Below are 18,438 nucleotides of genomic sequence, written 5' to 3' on the forward strand. Positions count from 1 at the left end.
GATGCCCTGTGCTTCAAGACAATATCCCCGCCATTTTTCGATGCGGTGTTACCTTCTGGCCGCCTTCGAGCGATCAGTACAGAGCTCCCGTGTCGTTCGGAGAGCCCGCACCACACGGAGGAAACCGCATGACTGTCCCACCCGGCCATCCGCAGCAGCCCTATGGCCAGCAACCGCCGCCGTACGGCCAGCAACCGACTGGCGGTGGCTACCCCCAGCAGGGTGGCTACCCGCAGCCGCCGCGTAAGAAGAAGGTATGGCCGTGGGTGCTCGGTGGTGTCCTGGTGGTCCTGCTGCTGATCGTCGGCGGTTGTGTCGCGCTCGTCGGCACCGTTGCCAATGAGATCGAGAACGAGGTCAGCCGGGAGGTCACCGTCTCCTATCAGGCCGGTGGCACCGGGACCTCGACGGTGACCTATTCCGACGGAAGTCTGGATGTCGCACAGGAATCCGATGTGACGCTGCCGTGGTCCAAGGAGGTCACGGTCACCGGGCTGGTGAAGTTCGTTTCGCTGAGCGTGCTCTCCGGGGCCGACGGCGGATCGGTCTCCTGCAAGATCACCGTCGGCGGCACAGTGATCGCCGAGGACCAGGCCAGCGGCCAATTCGCGAGCGCCATCTGCTCGGGCGACGCGGCCGGGTAGGTAACGAGTTCGCGAACCACCCCGAACACCGCGCCGTGGCGTTCGGGGTGGTCCGTACCATCGGATCCATGCGGATATCACCTCGTCCTCTGGCTGTTCTGCTCGCACTGGTCGGCACCGTGGCGGCCGGGTGCGGGTCAGCCGACAAGGAACCGGTGGACGACACCGCCACGCCGATGGACCGCACCTACGTCTCCACCGAGGTCGTCGGCGACCAGATCCCGGGCGGCGGTCCGATGACGCTCACCTTCACCGACGGCCGGATCTCGGCGAACTCCGGCTGCAACTCCGCGGGCGGCACCGTCGACCTGAGCAACCACATCGTGCACACCTCGCCGCTGGCGAGCACCCTGATGGCGTGCACCGACGGCCGTGACGGCGCCGACGCCTGGCAGAACACCTTCCTGGAATCCGACCCCACCTGGCGCCTCGACGGTGATCAGCTCACGCTGACGGGCAAGTCCGTCACCGTCCATCTCACCGACAAGAAGATCGTGAGCCCCGACAAGCCCCTGACCGGTACCACCTGGGTGGTCACCACCATGCTCACCCCGGACGCGCAGATCCGCTCGACCACCCTCGACCAGGTGAGCCCGAATATCACCATCGGTGACGGCGGCACCGTCAACGGCTTCGCGGGGTGCAATCGGATCACCGGAACCGCGGGCGTCGGCCCCGGCGACGCGGTGAACTTCGCCCTCGCCACCACCAGAATGATGTGCCCGCCGGAGGTGATGGAGGTCGAGCAGAACGTACTGCGCGCGCTGGACGGCCGAACCACCGCCACCATCGACGCGGCCACTCTGACCTTGCGCAACGACAACGGCTACGGCCTCATCCTGCGCGCGCAGTAGCCTCGCAGCGCACGACAAGCGAAGGGCCGCAAACCCAACGGTTTCCGGCCCTTCGGCGTTCAGTACCCGATCAGGGCAGCGGCCCGCCCGCGGCGATCGCCGACAGGGTGGCGAACTCGTCACCCTTGAGCGATGCACCGCCGACCAGCGCGCCGTCGATATCGGGCTGACGGATCAGCTCGCCGATGTTCTTGGCGTTCACCGAGCCGCCGTAGAGCACGCGCACACCGGCGGCGATCTCCGGGGAGGCCAGCTTCTCCAGCTCGCCACGGATCGCGCCGCACACTTCCTGCGCGTCGCCCGCCGAGGCTACCTTGCCGGTGCCGATGGCCCAGACCGGCTCGTAGGCGATGACGACCTGCGAAATCTGTTCCGCCGTCAGACCTTTGAGCGAACCACGCAGCTGCTCGAGGTTGTACTCGACGTGCGTACCCGCCTCCCGGACGCCGAGACCCTCACCGATGCAGACGATCGGGGTGATCTCGTACTTCAGCGCCTGCTTGGCCTTGGCCAGCACGGTCGCGTCGTCCTCGTGGTGGTACTGACGACGCTCCGAGTGCCCGACCACCACGAAGGTGGCGCCCAGCTTCGCCAGCATCGCCGCGCTGATCTCACCGGTGTAGGCACCGGAGTCGTATGCCGAGACGTCCTGCGCACCGTAGGTGATCAGCAGCTTGTCGCCGTCGACGATCGACTGCACACTGCGCAGATCGGTGAACGGCGGAATCACCGTCACGTCGACCTTCGCGAAGTACTTCTCCGGCAGCGCGAACGCCACCTTCTGCACCAGGGAGATGGCCTCGAGGTGGTTGAGGTTCATCTTCCAGTTGCCCGCGATGAGCGGTTTCCGTGTTGCCATCGCTCAGCCCTCCAGCACCGAAATACCGGGCAGCTCTTTGCCTTCCAGGTATTCGAGGGAAGCGCCGCCACCTGTGGAGATGTGCGAGAAGCCGTCGTCGGGCAGTCCGAGGGAGCGCACGGCAGCAGCCGAGTCTCCACCGCCGACCACGGTGAACGCGCCCTTGGAGGTGGCGGTCACGATGGCTTCGGCGACGCCACGGGTACCCGCGGCGAACGCGTCGAACTCGAACACGCCCATCGGGCCGTTCCAGAACACCGTCTTGGCCTCGGTCAGCAGCGCGGAGAACCGCGACACCGACTCGGGGCCGATGTCGAGGCCGAGCCAGCCGTCGGGGATCTCGGTCGAGGCGACGGTCTTGGTGTCGGCGTCGGCCGCAAACTTGTCCGCCACCACGATGTCGACCGGCAGGTGCAGCACGTCGCCGAAGCGCTCGAGCAGCGACTTGCAGGTGTCGATCATCTCGGTCTGCAGCAGCGAGCCGCCGACCGGAAGTCCTTGCGCGGCAAGGAAGGTGAAGCACATGCCGCCGCCGATCACCAGGGTGTCGACCTTGGGGGCCAGTGCCTCGATCACCGCGAGCTTGTCCGAAACCTTGGAGCCGCCGAGCACCACGGCGTACGGACGGGCCGGGTCCTCGGTGAGCTTGCGCAGCACCTCGACCTCGGCCGCGACCAGGGTGCCCGCGTAATGCGGCAGCACCTGTGCCACGTCGTAGACCGATGCCTGCTTGCGGTGCACCACGCCGAAACCGTCGGAGACGAACGCGCCGTCGTCGCCGACCAGCTCGACGAACGCCGCGGCGAGCTTGGCCCGCTCCGAGTCGTCCTTGCTGGTCTCGCGCGGGTCGAAGCGCACGTTCTCGAGCAGCAGCACGTCGCCGTCGGTGAGGCCTTCCGAGCGCGAGAGCGCGTCGTAGCCCACCACGTCACCGGCCAGCTGGACGTTGCGGCCCAGCAGCTCGGCCAGCTTCGCCGCCACGGGAGCGAGCGAGAACTTGGCGTCGGGCTCGCCCTTGGGACGGCCCAGGTGCGCCATCACGACCACCTTGGCGCCGGCATCGATCAGCGCCTGGATGGTCGGCACCGAGGCGATGATGCGGCCCGGGTCGGTGATCTGGCCGTTGTCGTCGAGGGGAACGTTCAGGTCGGAGCGCACGAGCACGCCCCGGCCCTCGACACCCTCGGTCAGGAGATCCTGCAGTGTCTGAACTGTCATCGCGATCAGAGCGACTTGCCGACGAGATCGACCAGGTTGGCCAGGCGGTTCGAGTAGCCCCACTCGTTGTCGTACCAGGAGACGACCTTGACCTGGTTGTCGATGACCTTGGTCAGCGGCGCGTCGTAGATCGACGAGTGCGGGTCGGTGACGATGTCGCTGGAGACGATCGGGTCCTCGTTGTACTTGAGGATGCCCTTCATCGGGCCCTCGGCGGCGGCCTTCATCGCGGCGTTGATCTCCTCGATGGTGGCGGGCTTGGCCAGGGTCGCGGTCAGGTCGGTGACCGAGCCGGTCGGGACCGGAACGCGCAGCGCGTAGCCGTCGAGCTTGCCCTGCAGCTCGGGCAGCACCAGGCCGATGGCCTTGGCGGCGCCGGTGCCGGTGGGCACGATGTTCAGGGCCGCGGCACGGGCGCGACGCAGGTCCTTGTGCGGCGCGTCCTGCAGGTTCTGGTCCTGGGTGTAGGCGTGAATGGTGGTCATCAGACCGTTCACGATGCCGAACGAGTCGTTGAGCACCTTGGCGATCGGGCCGAGGCAGTTCGTGGTGCAGGAGGCGTTGGAGATGATGTTCTGGCTGCCGTCGTACTTGTCGTCGTTGACGCCCATCACGATGGTGATGTCGTCGCCGGTGGCGGGCGCGGAGATGATGACCTTCTTGGCACCCGCGGACAGGTGACCCTTGGCCTTCTCGGCGGCGGTGAAGATGCCGGTCGACTCGACGACCACGTCGACGTTCAGGTCGGCCCACGGCAGCGCCGAGGGGCCTTCCTTGATCGCGAGCGCCTTGATGCGCTGCTCGCCGACCACGATGGTGTCGCCCTCGACGGAGACATCCTGCGGCAGACGACCCAGGATCGAGTCGTACTTCAGCAGGGTAGCGAGGGTGTTGATGTCGGTGAGGTCGTTGACCGCGACGATCTCGATATCGGTCTCGCCGACGGCCTTCAGCGCCTCCACCGCACGGAAGAAATTACGTCCGATACGACCGAAGCCGTTGATACCTACCCGGACAGTCACGTTATCGCTCCTCAGCTTTCAAGCGGATTCATTCCGACGGTAACCACAGTAGTAGCCGCGCCAGCCTTTCACGACAGCCACCTGTGAGTTGTGAGCTCCCCGGCCTCAGGCCTGCGGAGCCCCCAGAATAGAGGGCAGAGCGGTCATCGATGACCGCTCTGCCTTAATCGTCGGATTCGCCACACCTTTCGGCGTGCGGAGTCTGTCGATATTCCTATTACGCGTCGTCGAGCAGTTCCGCTGTCACCGCGGACTCGGTATCGGGGATGCCGAGGTCCTTGGCACGACGGTCGGCCATCGACAGCAGGCGCCGGATCCGGCCGGCGACAGCGTCTTTGGTCATCGGCGGCTCGGCCAGCTGACCGAGCTCCTCGAGCGAGGCCTGCCGGTGCTGCACCCGCAGCCTGCCCGCCGCGGCGAGATGCTCGGGCACATCGTCGGCGAGGATCTCGAGCGCCCGTTCCACCCGAGCCGCGGCCGCGACAGCCGCACGCGCCGAACGACGCAGGTTCGCGTCGTCGAAATTGGCGAGCCGGTTGGCGGTGGCCCGCACCTCACGGCGCATCCGCCGTTCTTCCCAGGTGAGCCGGGTGTCCTGCGCGCCCATGCGGGTGAGCAGGGCGCCGATCGCCTCGCCGTCGCGCACGACGACCCGATCCGTGCCGCGCACCTCGCGCGCCTTCGCGGTGATGCCGAGCCTGCGCGCCGCGCCGACCAGCGCCAATGCCGCCTCCGGCCCGGGGCAGCTCACCTCGAGCGCCGAGGAACGACCCGGCTCGGTGAGCGAACCGTGCGCGAGAAACGCGCCACGCCATGCCGCTTCGGCGTCACCGATGCTGCCGCCGACCACCTGTGCGGGCAGTCCGCGAACGGGACGTCCGCGCACGTCGAGCAACCCGGTCTGGCGCGCCAGCGCCTCGCCTTCCTTCGACACCCGCACGACGTAGCGGGAGGTCTTACGCAACCCGCCCGCGCCGAGCACATGCACGTCGGAGCCGTATCCGTACAGCTCGAAAATCTCTCTGCGCAGTCGCCGGGCGATGGACCCCATGTCCACCTCGGCTTCCACGATCACCCTTCCCCCCACGATGTGCAGACCGCCCGCAAACCGCAGCAACGCCGACAGCTCCGCTTTGCGCGAGCTGACCTGCGATACCACGAGCCTGCTCAGCTCGTCCTTCACCTCGGCTGTCATCGCCACGAGACGCGCTCCTTTCCCACCGACCCGGAACGCACATCTGAGACACTGTGTCGTCCCTCGACTCGAAGCCCTGCCAGTTGCGACCGCGGCGACCGGATCAGCTGATCCAGTGCGGCGGCAAGTTTTCCGGGATGATGCCGATCCGTTCCCGGCTCGGCGACATCGCAGAACGTTACCCGTGCACGCAACTGTTCGGCGGCTCTTGCCACATGTTCCCGTTGCCGCCCCTCGGGCACCGACGCCGAGTCGACGAGCACATCGTCGACCGCGAAATCCGGTGCGTGCTGGGACAATACATGCAGATGACGTTCCGCGGAAAAGCCGGCGGTCTCGCCGGGCTCGGCCGCCAGATTCAGTACGAGCACTTTGCGTGCCTCCGTGCGTACCAGCGCCGCGTGCAATTGCGGCACGAGGACATGCGGAATGACGCTGGTGAACCACGAACCAGGTCCCAGCACAACAACATCCGCGTCTTCGATGGCCGCGGTCGCCTCGGGACTGGCAGGCGGATCGGACGGAATCAGCCGCACCCGCCGGACCTTACCCGGCGTGGTCGCCACCGCAACCTGACCGCGTACACACCGGCCGATCCGCGGATCCGACTCGAGGCCCGATACTTCGGCCTCGATGTCGAGCGGAATCGGCGACATCGGCAGCACCCGGCCGGTGATCCGCAGCAGGCGGCCCACCTCGTCGAGCGCGGCCACCGGGTCACCGAGGATGTCGGTGAGTCCGGCCAGGATCAGATTGCCCACCGAGTGCCCGGCGAGCGCGCCGGTGCCGCCGAAGCGGTGCTGCACCGTCGTGGTCCATACGTCGCCGGCGTCCTCGGACAGCGCCGCGAGGGCCATCCGCAGATCTCCCGGCGGGAGCATGCCGAGCTCGGCGCGTAGCCGACCGGACGATCCGCCGTCGTCGGCGACGGTGACCACGGCGGTGATCCGCCGCGTCAGCCTGCGCACCGCTGTCAATGTCGCGTACAGCCCATGTCCACCGCCCAACGCGACAACGGCTGGATCGGCTTCGGTTCCACTCATTCGCGCCCCAGATCCCGGTGCACGACGCGAACGACGTCCACCGCCGCGTGTCCGGTATCGGCGCCGATGCGCTCACCCAGTGCCTCGGCGATAGCGACACTGCGATGTTTGCCGCCGGTGCACCCCACTGCCACGGTCATGTATCGCTTCCCCTCTTGGCGGTATCCGGTCGTCGTCAAGTCGACCAGGTGTTTGCCGGTCTGCAGGTAGTCCCGCGCACCGGGCCTGGACAGCACGTAATCGCTGACCACCGACTCCTGTCCTGTGTGTTCCCGCAATTCCGGAATCCAATGCGGGTTGGGTAGGAATCGCACGTCCAACACCATGTCGGCGTCGAGGGGAACACCGTACTTGAAGCCGAATGATTGCACGGTCAGTTGCAGTGCGGCTGGCGCGCCCGCGCCGTATGCCTCCTCCAGCTTGCGGTGCAGCTGGTGGATCGACAGCTCGGTGGTGTCGATGACGAGGTCGGCGGCGCCCTTGACCGGGGCCAGCCTGGCTCGTTCGGCGGTGAGACCGGCCGAGAGCGTCCCGTCGGGGCTGTCGCTCTGGAGCGGATGACGGCGTCGGGCGAAGCCGAATCGCCGGATCAGCACATCGTCGGACGCCTCGAGAAACAGCACTCTGGTGCGGATGCCCGCGCCGCGCAACTGCTCGGTGACGCCGGACAGCTCACCGGTGAAGAATCGGCTGCGCACGTCCATGACCAGCGCGAGCCGACGGATCGGCGGGTCGGCGGCGGCGCCTAGTTCGATCATTCGCCCGATCAGTTCGGGCGGTAGGTTGTCGGTCACGTACCAGCCGAGATCCTCCAGCACGCGCGCGGCAGTGCCGCGGCCCGCGCCGGACAAGCCGGTCACGATGACCACTTCTACTGGTTGCTGTGTGTCGGTGACCGTCCCGGATTGACCGGGTGCCGCCCCCGCATTGTTATTTGATTCGACGCGTGTCATGTCCTACCGGATCCGTTTCTGGGTGCCTTTCGATCATCCCGCACCGGTTCGGGTATCGGGCGCAGACACACAACGTACGGCACACGCAATCTTGCGTCCTGCGATCCCGGCCGTCGCGGTTACGGACTGTTGAGTGCCGCGAGCACTGCTTTCGCCGTCGATACTCCGATTCCGGGCACCGAGGTGATTTCCTCGACAGTCGCGTCCTTGATCCTGGCGACCGAGCCGAAGTGGGTGACCAGGGCCGTTCGCCTCGTCTCGCCGAGGCCCGGCACCGAGTCCAGTGCCGATGCCGTCATCCGACGGGAGCGTTTGCTGCGGTGGAAGGTGATGGCGAAACGGTGGGCCTCGTCGCGCACGCGTTGCAGCAGGAACAGCGCCTCGCTGTTGCGCGGCATGATCACCGGGTCTGCTTCGCCGGGCACCCATACCTCTTCGAGGCGTTTTGCCAGGCCGATCACCGCCACGTCGGTGATGCCGAGTTCGTCGAGGACCTCGGCGGCGGCGGCGACCTGGGGTGCGCCGCCGTCGACGACGTAGAGGTTGGGCGGGTAGGCGAAGCGGCGCGGGCGGCCCGTGGTGGGGTCGATGCCGGGGCGTGAGGCGGGTTCGTCTACCTCGTCGGGTTCGATCTCGACGGGTTGTTCGCGGTCGCGGGCCAGGCGGGCGAAGCGGCGGCGGGTCACCTCGGCGATGCTGCCGACATCGTCGGAGCGGCCGTCGCCCGCGGCCTCCTTGATCGCGTAGTGGCGGTAGTCGGACTTGCGCGCCAGGCCGTCTTCGAAGACCACCAGCGAGGCGACCACGTCGGTGCCCTGCACGTGGCTGATGTCGACGCATTCGATCCGCAGCGGGGCGCTGTCGAGTTCGAGTGCGTCCTGAATGTCTTGCAGCGCTTGTGATCTCGAGGTGAGGTCACCGGCGCGGCGGAGCTTGTGCTGGGCCAGTGCCTCGGCGGCGTTGCGCTGCACCGTCTCGGCGAGCGCCTTCTTGTCGCCGCGTTGCGGGATGCGCAGCGAGACCGCCGAGCCGCGCATCTCGCTGAGCCACTCGCCGATCTCCTCGGCGTCGGCGGGCAGTTCGGGCACCAGCACCTCGCGCGGGACGACGATGGCCGCGTCGCCGTTCTGATCGGCCATGGCGGCCTGTTCGCCGTAGAACTGGGTGAGGAACTGTTCGACCAGGGCCGCCATCTCGGTGCCCGATTCCGCGACGTCGAGCGCGTCGCCGGATTTGTCGACGACCCAGCCGCGCTGGCCGCGCACGCGTCCGTCGCGGACATGGAAGATCTGGACCGCGGCTTCGAGTTCGTCGGTGGCGAAGGCGATCACATCGGCGTCGGTGCCGGTACCGAGCACCACGGCCTGCTTCTCCAGCGCGCGGCGCAGCGCCTGTACGTCGTCACGCAGACGGGCGGCGTTCTCGAAGTCGAGGTCTTCAGCGGCCTCGTGCATGCGGCGTTCGAGCGCGCGCACCATCTTGTCGGTCTTGCCGGACAGGAAATCGCAGAAGTCCTCGACGATCTGGCGGTGCTCGTCGGCGCTGACCCGGCCCACACAGGGCGCCGAGCACTTGTCGATGTAGCCGAGCAGGCAGGGGCGCCCGATCTGGTTGTGCCGCTTGAATACTCCGTTGGAGCAGGTGCGCGCGGGGAACACCCGCAGCAGCAGATCGAGGGTCTCGCGGATCGCCCAGGCGTGGGCGTAGGGGCCGAAGTACCGAACGCCCTTCTTGCGTGCCCCGCGGTAGACGAACAGCCGCGGATACTCCTCGTTGAGGGTCACCGCGAGCACCGGGTAGGTCTTGTCGTCGCGGTAGCGCACATTGAACCGAGGATCGAATTCCTTGATCCAGTTGTATTCGAGCTGCAGCGCCTCCACCTCGGTGGACACCACCGTCCACTCGACGGCGGCCGCCGTGGTGACCATCTGCTTGGTACGCGGATGCAGCGAGTACACATCGGCGAAGTAGGAATTCAGCCGACTCCGCAGGCTCTTGGCCTTGCCGACATAGATGACCCGCCCGTGCACGTCCCGGAACTTGTACACACCGGGTTCGACGGGGATCGTGCCCGGCGCCGGCCGGTACGTCGCGGGATCTGCCACCCATCCAGCCTAGCGAGGGACTCCGACAGGTCCGCACCGCCGAGGCGCCGACTGGCGCGGGCGACCCTTGACCGGCACCGAAACCGTTCTTGCACAATGCTTTCCGCGTCCAGCGACGCCGCACGGACTCAGCCCTACCCGGGCGCGACGAAACCGTCCGAACCGGGCGGCAAGGAGATCAGGACGACGGCCATTGTGGTCGGCGGGTCGGGGCCGGCGCAAACCTGCTCGCGAGGTCGCCGGGGAGCTGTGCGCCCGCCTGTGTAGCGTGAGTGCTCGGATTATGTGCCCGAAAGGACGTCCGATGAGCAATGCCGCCGCCCTGCCGCAAACCGGCGATGACCTGTACGACGACGAGGCGTCCCCGCAGGGAGCCATGCCGGGGACGGTGCGCGGGGCGCGGCTGATCGCCGCGGTAGCGACCGCTGTCGGTGTGGTGCTGATCGCGATCACGGTGGCGTTGGGCGGCTCGCTCGGCGCGCTGCTCGCCGGGTATCTGCCGTCCTTCGCGCTGGTTCCGCTGGTGCTGTTGTTCCGGCAGGGTGGCGATCTGGTGCGCAAGGCGGCGATCGCGGTCGCGGTGCTGGCGTGCCTGGTGTCGTCGACGGGCATTCTCACCGGGCTGCCGCCGGGCGTGGTCGGCGTCGTCGCCAATGCCGCGGTCGCGGGGATGCTGATTCGGCCCTCGGCCCGGGCCTGGTTCACCCGCGAACGCTGACCTGCGCCTCGCGCTGGTTCGCACGGCTGTAAGCGTCCGCGGGCGTCTCGACCGGGGCATAGGAGTCGGTTGCCGGGCACGACTATCGATCGACGAGTCGCCCGCATGCGGTCAGTCGGCAGTTCGGATGCCGTGTTCGGCGAGTGCGTCGATGAGGGCGCGGGGGCGATCGATGGTGGGGACCGCGTCGACAAGCGCGAAGCGGGCACCGAGGGAGGTGGCGCCGCCGTCGGCTTCGGCGCTGTCGCCGATCATGAGGACACGTTCGGGGTCGACGCCGAGGCGGTCGGTGGCGTCACGGAAGATCTGGGCGTTCGGTTTGATGGCGCCTACTTCGTAGGACAGGGTCATCGCACCGACCAGGTCCGTCCAGCCGTGCTTCGCGAAGGCGGGGCGGATGTCGAAGGCGATATTGCTGACGATGCCGACCGGGATTTCTTGGGCGGCAAGCGATTTCAGGACAGTGCCGGTGTCGGGGTACGGAGTCCAGGTGAGCGGGTCGATGAGGCGTTCGTAGAGGCGCGTCGCCTGGGTGTCGGGAAGGCCGGAACCGCGCAATACCTCCAGATAGGCGTGGCGGTGTAGGGCGGGGTCGAGATCGCGGTTGTCCCAGGCATGTTGGCCCGCCGCGTCGAAGGTCATGAACTGCTCGACCGGCGCCGTCATCCGCCGCAGCACTTCGGCTTTCGCCGCGATGTCGAACGGTGTGCCGTCGTCGCCGACGAGTTCGTCGGCCCAGGTCCGGTCGTCTTCCAAACGAAAGACCGTGCCCGAGTAGTCGAAGAGCACCGCGTCGATATCCATATCAGCCAGGGTAGCCAGACTGCGAGTACGGCTCCGGCGGAAACCGGCCGGGGAGTCCAGGATTCGCGAACACGTCATCCGGGCGTCGAGATCACCGAGGAGGTCGGCGACCTGCGCCCCGGCGGAAAAAGCTCGGATGGTGTCGGACCGGCGCGTTACGCTGCCTCTATGACGCCAAGGCGACGGACGTGGATCGGGGCCACGACGGCCGCAGTGCTCGCGGTGGGGGTACTGGCCGGATGTTCGACAGATGAGAAGACGGCTGCCGAGTGTACGAGCACGCCCAACGGCACTCCGGTGTCCGCGGCGCCCGCGACCGGAGGGGGTGCGCCGACCTCGCAGAACCTCAGCACCAACCCGGAGATCTCATCGGGATACCGCTCGGACATGACGGCGGTACGCACCAGCACCTACGCGGTGTCGACCGCCAATCCGATTGCCACGGAGGCCGCGTGCCGGGTGCTGCGCGCGGGTGGCACCGCCGCCGACGCGCTGGTCACCGCACAGGCGGTACTCGGGCTGGTCGAACCGCAGGCTTCCGGAATCGGCGGCGGCGCGTTCCTCGTCCACTACGACGCGAAGTCGCGCACGGTCGACACCTACGACGGCCGCGAGACCGCGCCCGCCGCGGCGACCGAGAACTATCTGCGCTGGGTCAGCGATACCGACCGCACCGAACCCGCGCCGAACACCCGCGCCAGCGGTCGCTCGATCGGTGTTCCCGGCGTGCTGCGGATGCTCGAACTCGCGCACCAGGAGCACGGGATGAGCGCCTGGAAGGAACTGTTCGATCCCGCGATCAGTCTGTCCGACAGCGGTTTCGAGATCAGTCCGCGGCTGGCTGGGCAGATCGCCGAGTCCGCGAAGGACCTGGCCGCCGACGAAGCCGCGCGCGGTTACTTCCTCGAACCCGATGGTTCGCCCAAGAAGTCCGGCACCGTCCTCACCAATCCGGCGCTGGCGAAAACGCTGTCGACGATCGCGACCGACGGCACGAAAGCCTTCTACAGCGGCGCCATCGCCCAGGACATCGTCGAGGCGGCGGGCAGTACGGCGGGCGGGCGCACCCCGAGTGCGCTGACCACTACCGACCTGGCGAATTACGAGGCCAAGAAGCGCACGGCACTGTGCACCGGGTACCGCAAGTACGAACTGTGCGGCATGCCCGCGCCGTCCTCCGGTGGCAGCACCGTCGCCGCGACGCTGGGTATCCTCGCCAACTTCGACCTCCCCGCGCTGCGTCCCCAGGAGCTCGACGCCAACGGCGGCCGCCCCGACGCGCAGGCCGTGCACCTGATCTCCGAGGCGGAGCGGCTGGCCTACGCCGACCGCAACAAGTACGTCGCCGACCCGGATTTCGTTCCGCTGCCGGGTAATTCGGCCCTCTCCCTGGTCCACCCGCAGTACCTCAAGGAGCGGTCGACGCTGATCGACCCGCAGCGCAGCATGGGGACCGCCAAGCCGGGCAACCTCGGCCCGGTCCCCCTCGGCAACGGCCCACAGCCGCCCGAACACGGCACCAGCCACATCTCCGTCATCGACAAGTACGGCAACGCCGCCGCGATGACCACGACGGTCGAATCGGCGTTCGGGTCGTTCCATCTCGTCGACGGATTCGTCCTCAACAATCAGCTCACCGACTTCGCCGCCGACCCCGTCGACCCCGACGGCACCCCGGTGGCCAACCGCCTCCAGCCCAACAAGCGCCCGCGCAGTTCGATGGCTCCGACCCTGGTGTTCGATCGTGACGACAAGGGCGACCGTGGCGAGCTGAAGCTCGTCACAGGGTCACCGGGCGGTTCGGTGATCATCCAGTTCGTCGTGAAAACGCTGGTCAACGTTCTGGATTGGGGCCTCGACCCGCAACAGGCGGTCTCCGGGGTGTCGTTCGGCGCGGGCAATACGCCGGTCACCGGCGTGGGCGGCGAGCACCCCGACATCGATGCCACCGACAACGGCGCCCACGATCCGCTGGTCGAGAAGCTACGGGCGATGGGCCATCAGGTCTCCGTGGCGCCACAGTCCAGCGGACTCAGCGCCCTGCAACACAACGGCGAGGACGGCTGGATCGGCGGTGCGGATCCGCGCCGCGAGGGTGCGGTCCTCGGCGACACCCGCTGACGCGTCGGCCTGTGCGTCACCAGGTGGCGCACAGGCGGCTGCCGGCACTCAGTTCAGTGCCGACGGTCGGCGAAATTCAGTCCTGCGGGGCGTAGCGGGCGCCGAGTTCGCGGACGCGTTCGATGGCGTCGGCGGCGTGGGTCTTGTCGTTGGAACGGATCGCCAACATCGGGACGTAATCGTCATCGGCCAGTTCGAGGCGGGCCCACGCCTTGCCGTCCGGGAAGGCCGCACCGCGGATGTAGGCCCACGGGTACACCTGCTCGCCCAGGATGTTGCGTACCCCGACACCCTGGCTACCCACGCGCACTCGCGGCCGGGTCAGCATCAGTACCGCACCAGCACCGACCACGCCGATCAGGATCATCGCGACCTGATCGGCGACCCGGAAGTTCACCCCGGTCGACCCGGTGCGCAGCAGCACCCCACCCGCGGTGAACGCGACGAGGATGATGATCGCGACCACCACGGCGGTGCGGATCGCCCGGCGCGGACGCACCTCGAACTCCCAGCCCGAGTCGGGCTCGGGAGCACCGCGACGCCACGTCCGCACCACCGGCACGGTCACACCGATCGCAGCGCGCGCAACGTGAGCGCGGCATCGAGGGCAGCGGCACACGCCTGCTCGCCCTTGTCCTCCGACGAACCGGGCAGCCCGGCCCGATCGCGCGCTTGCTCCTCGTCGTTCGTGGTGAGCACGCCGTTGGTGACGGGGGTGGCCGCATCCAGCGACACCCGGGTCAGCCCGGCCGTCACCGCATCACAGACATACTCGAAATGCGGTGTACCACCACGGATCACGACGCCCAGCGCCACCACAGCGTCATGGGTGCGCGCCAGCTCCTGCGCGACGACCGGCAGCTCCATCGCGCCGGCGCAGCGCACCACGGTCACATGTTCGACGCCGGCCTCCTTGGCCACCCGTTCGGCATTCGCCACCAGGGTGTCGCAGATCTCGGTGTGCCAACGCGAGGCGACGATGCCGAGTTTGACGTCTTTGGCCTGCGCCAAGGCGAAGGACGGAACACCCGTGCCGCTCATCGTTACTGCCTTTCCGAAGTGGTGATCACTGCGCGGTTTCGCCCAGGTCGAGATCGTCGAGGCCGACCAGGTCGTGGCCCATCCGATCGCGCTTGGTGCGCAGGTAGTGCAGGTTCTCGGCATTGGCGCGCAACGGCATCGCAACGCGCTCGGTGATCGCGAGGCCGTAGCCGTCGAGGCCGACTCGCTTGGCCGGATTGTTGGTGAGCAGCCGCATCGAGCGGATACCGAGATCGACCAGGATCTGTGCGCCGGTGCCGTAATCGCGGGCGTCGGCGGGCAGGCCGAGATCGAGGTTGGCGTCGACGGTGTCGCGACCGGTGTCCTGCAGCTGGTAGGCCTGCAACTTGTGCATCAGACCGATGCCACGGCCCTCGTGCCCGCGCATGTAGAGCACGACGCCGCGCCCCTCCTGATCGACCATCTCGAGCGCCGCGTCCAGCTGCGGGCCGCAATCGCAGCGCAGCGAACCGAAGACGTCGCCGGTCAGGCACTCCGAGTGCACGCGCACCAGCACGTCCTCGCCGTCGCCGATGTCGCCGCGCACCAGCGCGACGTGCTCGGCGTCGTCGAAGATGCTCTGGTATCCCACGGCCTTGAAGTCGCCGTGCGCGGTGGGGATCCGGGCCTCGGCCACCCGCACGACATGCTTCTCGTGCTTGCGCCGCCAGGCGATCATGTCGGCGATCGAGATCATCGCCAGGTTGTGCTCGTCGGCGAACACGCGCAGCTCGTCGGTGCGGGCCATGTGCCCGTCGTCCTTCTGGCTGACGATCTCGCAGATCACGCCCGCGGGACGCAGTCCGGCCATCCGGGAGAGATCGACCGCGGCCTCGGTGTGGCCGGGCCTGCGCAGCACGCCGCCGTCCTTGGCGCGCAGCGGCACCACGTGGCCCGGGCGGGTGAATTCGTCGGCCTTGGCCTCGGCGCTGGCCAGCAAGCGCATGGTGACGGCCCGGTCGGCGCCGGAGATGCCGGTGGTGATGCCCTCGCGCGCGTCCACCGAGACGGTGTAGGCGGTGCCGTGCTTGTCCTGGTTCATCGCGTACGCGGGCGGCAGGCCGAGGCGGTCGCAGTCGTCGGCGGTCAGCGGCACGCAGATGTAGCCGGAGGTGTAGCGGATCATGAACGCGACCAGCTCCGGGGTGGCCTTCTCGGCCGCGAAGATGAGATCGCCTTCGTTCTCCCGGTCCTCGTCGTCGATGACGACAACAGCCTTGCCGGCCGCGATATCGGCGACCGCGCGCTCGATGCTGTCCAACCTGGTCACGTCTGCTTGCTCCGTATATTTGGCGGCCGGGGCCGCGGGTTTCTCGGCCCGGTGGGCCTCGATCTTCCCTCCCGGCGGGCACTCCTTCGTCGCACCCTCTGGTCAGTCCAGATCGAGGCGGCCGAGAAACACTCCGTGGGATGGCAATGACTTCCTACATTACGGCGTGGTCCCGGCGTGTTCTGTGAGGCCTGGCGCCGATCGGTGTCAGCCTCGTTGGGCGAGGCGTTCTACGTACTTCGCGATCACGTCCACCTCGAGGTTGACGGTGGCGCCGACGGGGGCGGTGCCGAGGACGGTCAGAGCGAGGGTGGTCGGGATGAGGGAGACCTCGAACCAATCACGGCTTCCGTCGGCACCGGGTTCGTCGTCGATACCGAGACCCGAAACGGTGAGGGAGACGCCGTCGACGGTGATCGAGCCCTTCTCCACCACATAGCGCGCGACGGAATCCGGCAGCGAGATCCGCACGATCTCCCAGTTCTCCGACGGGCTGCGGCGCAGCACCGTGCCGGTGCCGTCGACATGGCCCTGCACGAGGTGGCCACCGAGGCGACTGTTCAGCGCGGCCGCGCGCTCGAGGTTGACCGGCGATCCCGTGACGAGGCCGCCGATGCTCGAACGCTTCAACGTCTCGTCCATGACATCGACGGTGAAGCTGTCGCCGTCGACCACGTCGACCACGGTGAGGCAGACGCCGTTGACGGCGATCGAATCGCCGTGTCCGGCATCGGAAGTCACCAGCTTGCCGCGGATCGTCAACCGGGCGGCGTCGGTCAGCGCTTCGGTGGCCACGACCTCGCCGAGCTCCTCGACGATCCCTGTGAACATGCCTGAACTCCCTTGTCGCGTCATCCGTACCCGTTGGGCCCAACAGCAGGCGGGTGGCCGCTATTCCCACGCGACCGCCCAGCTCGTCGCACAGCCTAGTAGCGCGGCCGGTGAGCCCGGGTCGGGGGCCGAACCCGACCGCGGGCAGCACTCGGCCATCGGAACCGATCGACAGGGCATCGTTTCGGCGGCGAAGGTGTATCGACATGACGCGACACCGCCGTTAATCATCCCGGCGGTTGTCGTTCAATCCAATTTTCAGCGAACCGGTCCCCCGCATTCATCCGGCGGCCTTAATCTGGCAATACCCAGCCATCACGAACTGGAAACACGGTGAGTGGAATGCTTGCGCCCCCCGCACCATTGACGCAATATTGTTACGTCATTGATTCCTGCTGTTCAACCAGATGTCGGGGCCTGGAACTGCGGGTTCTTCCCGACATCATCGCTCGGAGCGCCGCTGCCACCGAGTGTTCGCCCCAGGGATAGTCCACCACTCCAGGAAGACAACACTGTGGGTTACAACAGGTTCGCGATATGTGGGGGTGCCGCATGAGCACATTGATCGATTCGACGCTGGAAATGCGCTGCGTGCGTTATCGGCGCGAGTTGCATCTACCGGCCAAGATAGATTTCGATTCCCGCCGCATTCTGCTCCAGATCGGCGCGCACTACGGCGCGGTGACCATGCCCGGCGACCTGGGCGAGCGAGTGCAGGCCAAGCTGCGCGAGGCCGCTATCGCGGGTCCGGTCGTCGATCACCCCCGTGCCCGGCGTTGGACGTTCCTCACCGGCCCGTGCCGACCCGACTCTCTCACCGCGACCGCCTCGGCCGAACTGTTCCGCCTGTACGCGACCGTCGCCTGCGCGGGCAGCCAGATCGTGCTGCCCTCCCCCGACGACGAGCGCACCGGCTATCGCACCTGGGTGCAGGAACCCGAATCCGGCGACCATCGGCCGCCGGTGCAGGCCGTCATCGACGCGGCGCGAGCGCTGGGCACCCGCAAACTCCGCGCCCTGTAGCTAGGGCAGCCAGACCGCCGCTGCGAGGTTGCGCAGCGTCTGCACAGCGGCACCCGGATCGGCGGTGTTGTAGACCGCCGATCCGGCCACGAAGCAATCGATACCGGCCGCGGCGGCCTGCTCGATGGTGTCGTCGTTGATGCCGCCGTCGATCTCGACGACCAGGTGCAGCTCACCCGAGTCCACCAGGTTGCGCACGATCCGCGCCTTCTCCAGCACGCCGGGAATGAACGACTGCCCGCCGAATCCGGGTTCCACGCTCATCACCAGCAGGGTGTCGAACTCGCGCAGGATTTCCAGGTACGGCTCGATCGGGGTGTTCGGCTTCACCGACAGCCCGGCCCGGCCGCCCGCGGCGCGGATATCGCGCGCCACCGCGATCGGATCATCGGTGGCCTCGGCGTGGATGGTGACGTTGTAGGCGCCCGCCTCGGCGTAGCTCGGCGCCCAGCGGCCCGGATCGTCGATCATCAGGTGGCAGTCGAACGGGATATCGGTGGCCTTCAGCAGGCTCTGCACGATCGGCAGACCCAGTGTGAGGTTCGGCACGAAGTGACCGTCCATGACGTCGACGTGGAGCCAATCGCATCCTTCGACAGCCGCGGCCTCGGCTGCCAGGTTCGCGAAGTCCGCGGACAGGATTGACGGGGCGATCATCGGCTTGGACGGACGAGAGAACGTCGGAGTGGACACAGCGCGCCAGTGTAGCGACGGCGATGGTGATTGCCCTGCCGGGA

General features: G+C 67.7%; 18 protein-coding genes. 5 read left to right on the forward strand and 13 right to left on the reverse strand.

Annotated elements, in window-relative coordinates; all coding sequences use genetic code 11:
* The first annotated feature begins 128 nt into the window (after positions 1-128).
* Together ASD42_RS04350 and ASD42_RS04355 are read left to right on the forward strand one after the other, a co-directional pair.
* Positions 129-644, forward strand: coding sequence for an MmpS family transport accessory protein (locus tag ASD42_RS04350; protein WP_056810467.1), 516 nt, complete (start codon positions 129-131; stop codon positions 642-644).
* Positions 645-712: 68 nt separating this feature from the next.
* Positions 713-1,498: an META domain-containing protein gene (locus tag ASD42_RS04355; RefSeq protein ID WP_056815395.1), complete on the forward strand. Its 786-nt coding sequence runs from the start codon at positions 713-715 to the stop codon at positions 1,496-1,498.
* 70 nt (positions 1,499-1,568) lie between these two features.
* On the opposite strand, the gene tpiA is transcribed toward ASD42_RS04355, so the two are convergent.
* The 7 genes from tpiA to uvrC form a co-directional block, all read right to left on the reverse strand.
* Positions 1,569-2,357: a triose-phosphate isomerase gene (tpiA, locus tag ASD42_RS35105; RefSeq protein ID WP_056810470.1), complete on the reverse strand. Its 789-nt coding sequence runs from the start codon at positions 2,355-2,357 to the stop codon at positions 1,569-1,571.
* 3 nt (positions 2,358-2,360) lie between these two features.
* Complete coding sequence (locus ASD42_RS35110) at positions 2,361-3,575, reverse strand: phosphoglycerate kinase (protein WP_056810472.1); 1,215 nt, start codon at positions 3,573-3,575, stop codon at positions 2,361-2,363.
* A gap of 5 nt (positions 3,576-3,580) precedes the next feature.
* Positions 3,581-4,597, reverse strand: coding sequence for a type I glyceraldehyde-3-phosphate dehydrogenase (gap, locus tag ASD42_RS04370; protein WP_056810475.1), 1,017 nt, complete (start codon positions 4,595-4,597; stop codon positions 3,581-3,583).
* A 217-nt stretch (positions 4,598-4,814) separates the two neighbouring features.
* Positions 4,815-5,798, reverse strand: coding sequence for a DNA-binding protein WhiA (whiA, locus tag ASD42_RS04375; protein WP_056810477.1), 984 nt, complete (start codon positions 5,796-5,798; stop codon positions 4,815-4,817).
* Entirely contained in the window at positions 5,789-6,835 is a 1,047-nt protein-coding gene (locus tag ASD42_RS04380) for a gluconeogenesis factor YvcK family protein (RefSeq protein ID WP_056810479.1), read from the reverse strand. Before ASD42_RS04380 ends, whiA begins: the two co-directional genes overlap by 10 nt.
* Positions 6,832-7,788: an RNase adapter RapZ gene (gene rapZ / locus ASD42_RS04385; protein WP_062983068.1), complete on the reverse strand. Its 957-nt coding sequence runs from the start codon at positions 7,786-7,788 to the stop codon at positions 6,832-6,834. Before rapZ ends, ASD42_RS04380 begins: the two co-directional genes overlap by 4 nt.
* 119 nt (positions 7,789-7,907) lie before the next feature.
* The gene (gene uvrC / locus ASD42_RS04390; RefSeq protein ID WP_056810486.1) at positions 7,908-9,893 is read right to left on the reverse strand and encodes an excinuclease ABC subunit UvrC; all 1,986 of its coding nucleotides are present in this window, start codon (positions 9,891-9,893) and stop codon (positions 7,908-7,910) included.
* A 304-nt stretch (positions 9,894-10,197) separates the two neighbouring features.
* On the opposite strand from uvrC, the gene ASD42_RS04395 reads away from it, so the two are divergent.
* Positions 10,198-10,611 (forward strand): hypothetical protein, encoded by a 414-nt coding sequence (locus ASD42_RS04395; protein ID WP_056810489.1) that lies wholly within the window; start codon positions 10,198-10,200, stop codon positions 10,609-10,611.
* Positions 10,612-10,722: 111 nt separating this feature from the next.
* Here ASD42_RS04395 and ASD42_RS04400 read toward each other — a convergent pair whose 3' ends face one another.
* Positions 10,723-11,415 (reverse strand): HAD family hydrolase, encoded by a 693-nt coding sequence (locus ASD42_RS04400; protein WP_056810492.1) that lies wholly within the window; start codon positions 11,413-11,415, stop codon positions 10,723-10,725.
* Positions 11,416-11,583: 168 nt separating this feature from the next.
* Between ASD42_RS04400 and ggt the strand changes: the two genes are divergently transcribed.
* Entirely contained in the window at positions 11,584-13,536 is a 1,953-nt protein-coding gene (gene ggt / locus ASD42_RS04405) for a gamma-glutamyltransferase (RefSeq protein ID WP_056810495.1), read from the forward strand.
* A 76-nt stretch (positions 13,537-13,612) separates the two neighbouring features.
* Here ggt and ASD42_RS04410 read toward each other — a convergent pair whose 3' ends face one another.
* The 4 genes from ASD42_RS04410 to ASD42_RS04425 all read right to left on the reverse strand — a co-directional run bounded on the left by ASD42_RS04410 (position 13,613) and on the right by ASD42_RS04425 (position 16,678).
* Positions 13,613-14,098, reverse strand: coding sequence for a PH domain-containing protein (locus tag ASD42_RS04410; RefSeq protein ID WP_371852118.1), 486 nt, complete (start codon positions 14,096-14,098; stop codon positions 13,613-13,615).
* Between the two features lie 2 nt (positions 14,099-14,100).
* Positions 14,101-14,577 (reverse strand): 6,7-dimethyl-8-ribityllumazine synthase, encoded by a 477-nt coding sequence (gene ribH, locus ASD42_RS04415; RefSeq protein WP_056810498.1) that lies wholly within the window; start codon positions 14,575-14,577, stop codon positions 14,101-14,103.
* A 25-nt stretch (positions 14,578-14,602) separates the two neighbouring features.
* Positions 14,603-15,847, reverse strand: coding sequence for a bifunctional 3,4-dihydroxy-2-butanone-4-phosphate synthase/GTP cyclohydrolase II (locus ASD42_RS04420; protein WP_056810501.1), 1,245 nt, complete (start codon positions 15,845-15,847; stop codon positions 14,603-14,605).
* A 207-nt stretch (positions 15,848-16,054) separates the two neighbouring features.
* Positions 16,055-16,678, reverse strand: coding sequence for a riboflavin synthase (locus ASD42_RS04425; RefSeq protein ID WP_056810504.1), 624 nt, complete (start codon positions 16,676-16,678; stop codon positions 16,055-16,057).
* 552 nt (positions 16,679-17,230) lie between these two features.
* Here ASD42_RS04425 and ASD42_RS04430 point away from each other — a divergent pair.
* Positions 17,231-17,701: a hypothetical protein gene (locus ASD42_RS04430; protein WP_056810506.1), complete on the forward strand. Its 471-nt coding sequence runs from the start codon at positions 17,231-17,233 to the stop codon at positions 17,699-17,701.
* Here the strand turns inward: ASD42_RS04430 and rpe are convergent, their stop codons facing one another.
* Positions 17,702-18,358, reverse strand: coding sequence for a ribulose-phosphate 3-epimerase (rpe, locus tag ASD42_RS04435; protein WP_056810509.1), 657 nt, complete (start codon positions 18,356-18,358; stop codon positions 17,702-17,704).
* Positions 18,359-18,438 lie beyond the last annotated feature (80 nt).

This window comes from Nocardia sp. Root136 (genome assembly GCF_001427185.1).
GTDB lineage: Bacteria > Actinomycetota > Actinomycetes > Mycobacteriales > Mycobacteriaceae > Nocardia > Nocardia salmonicida.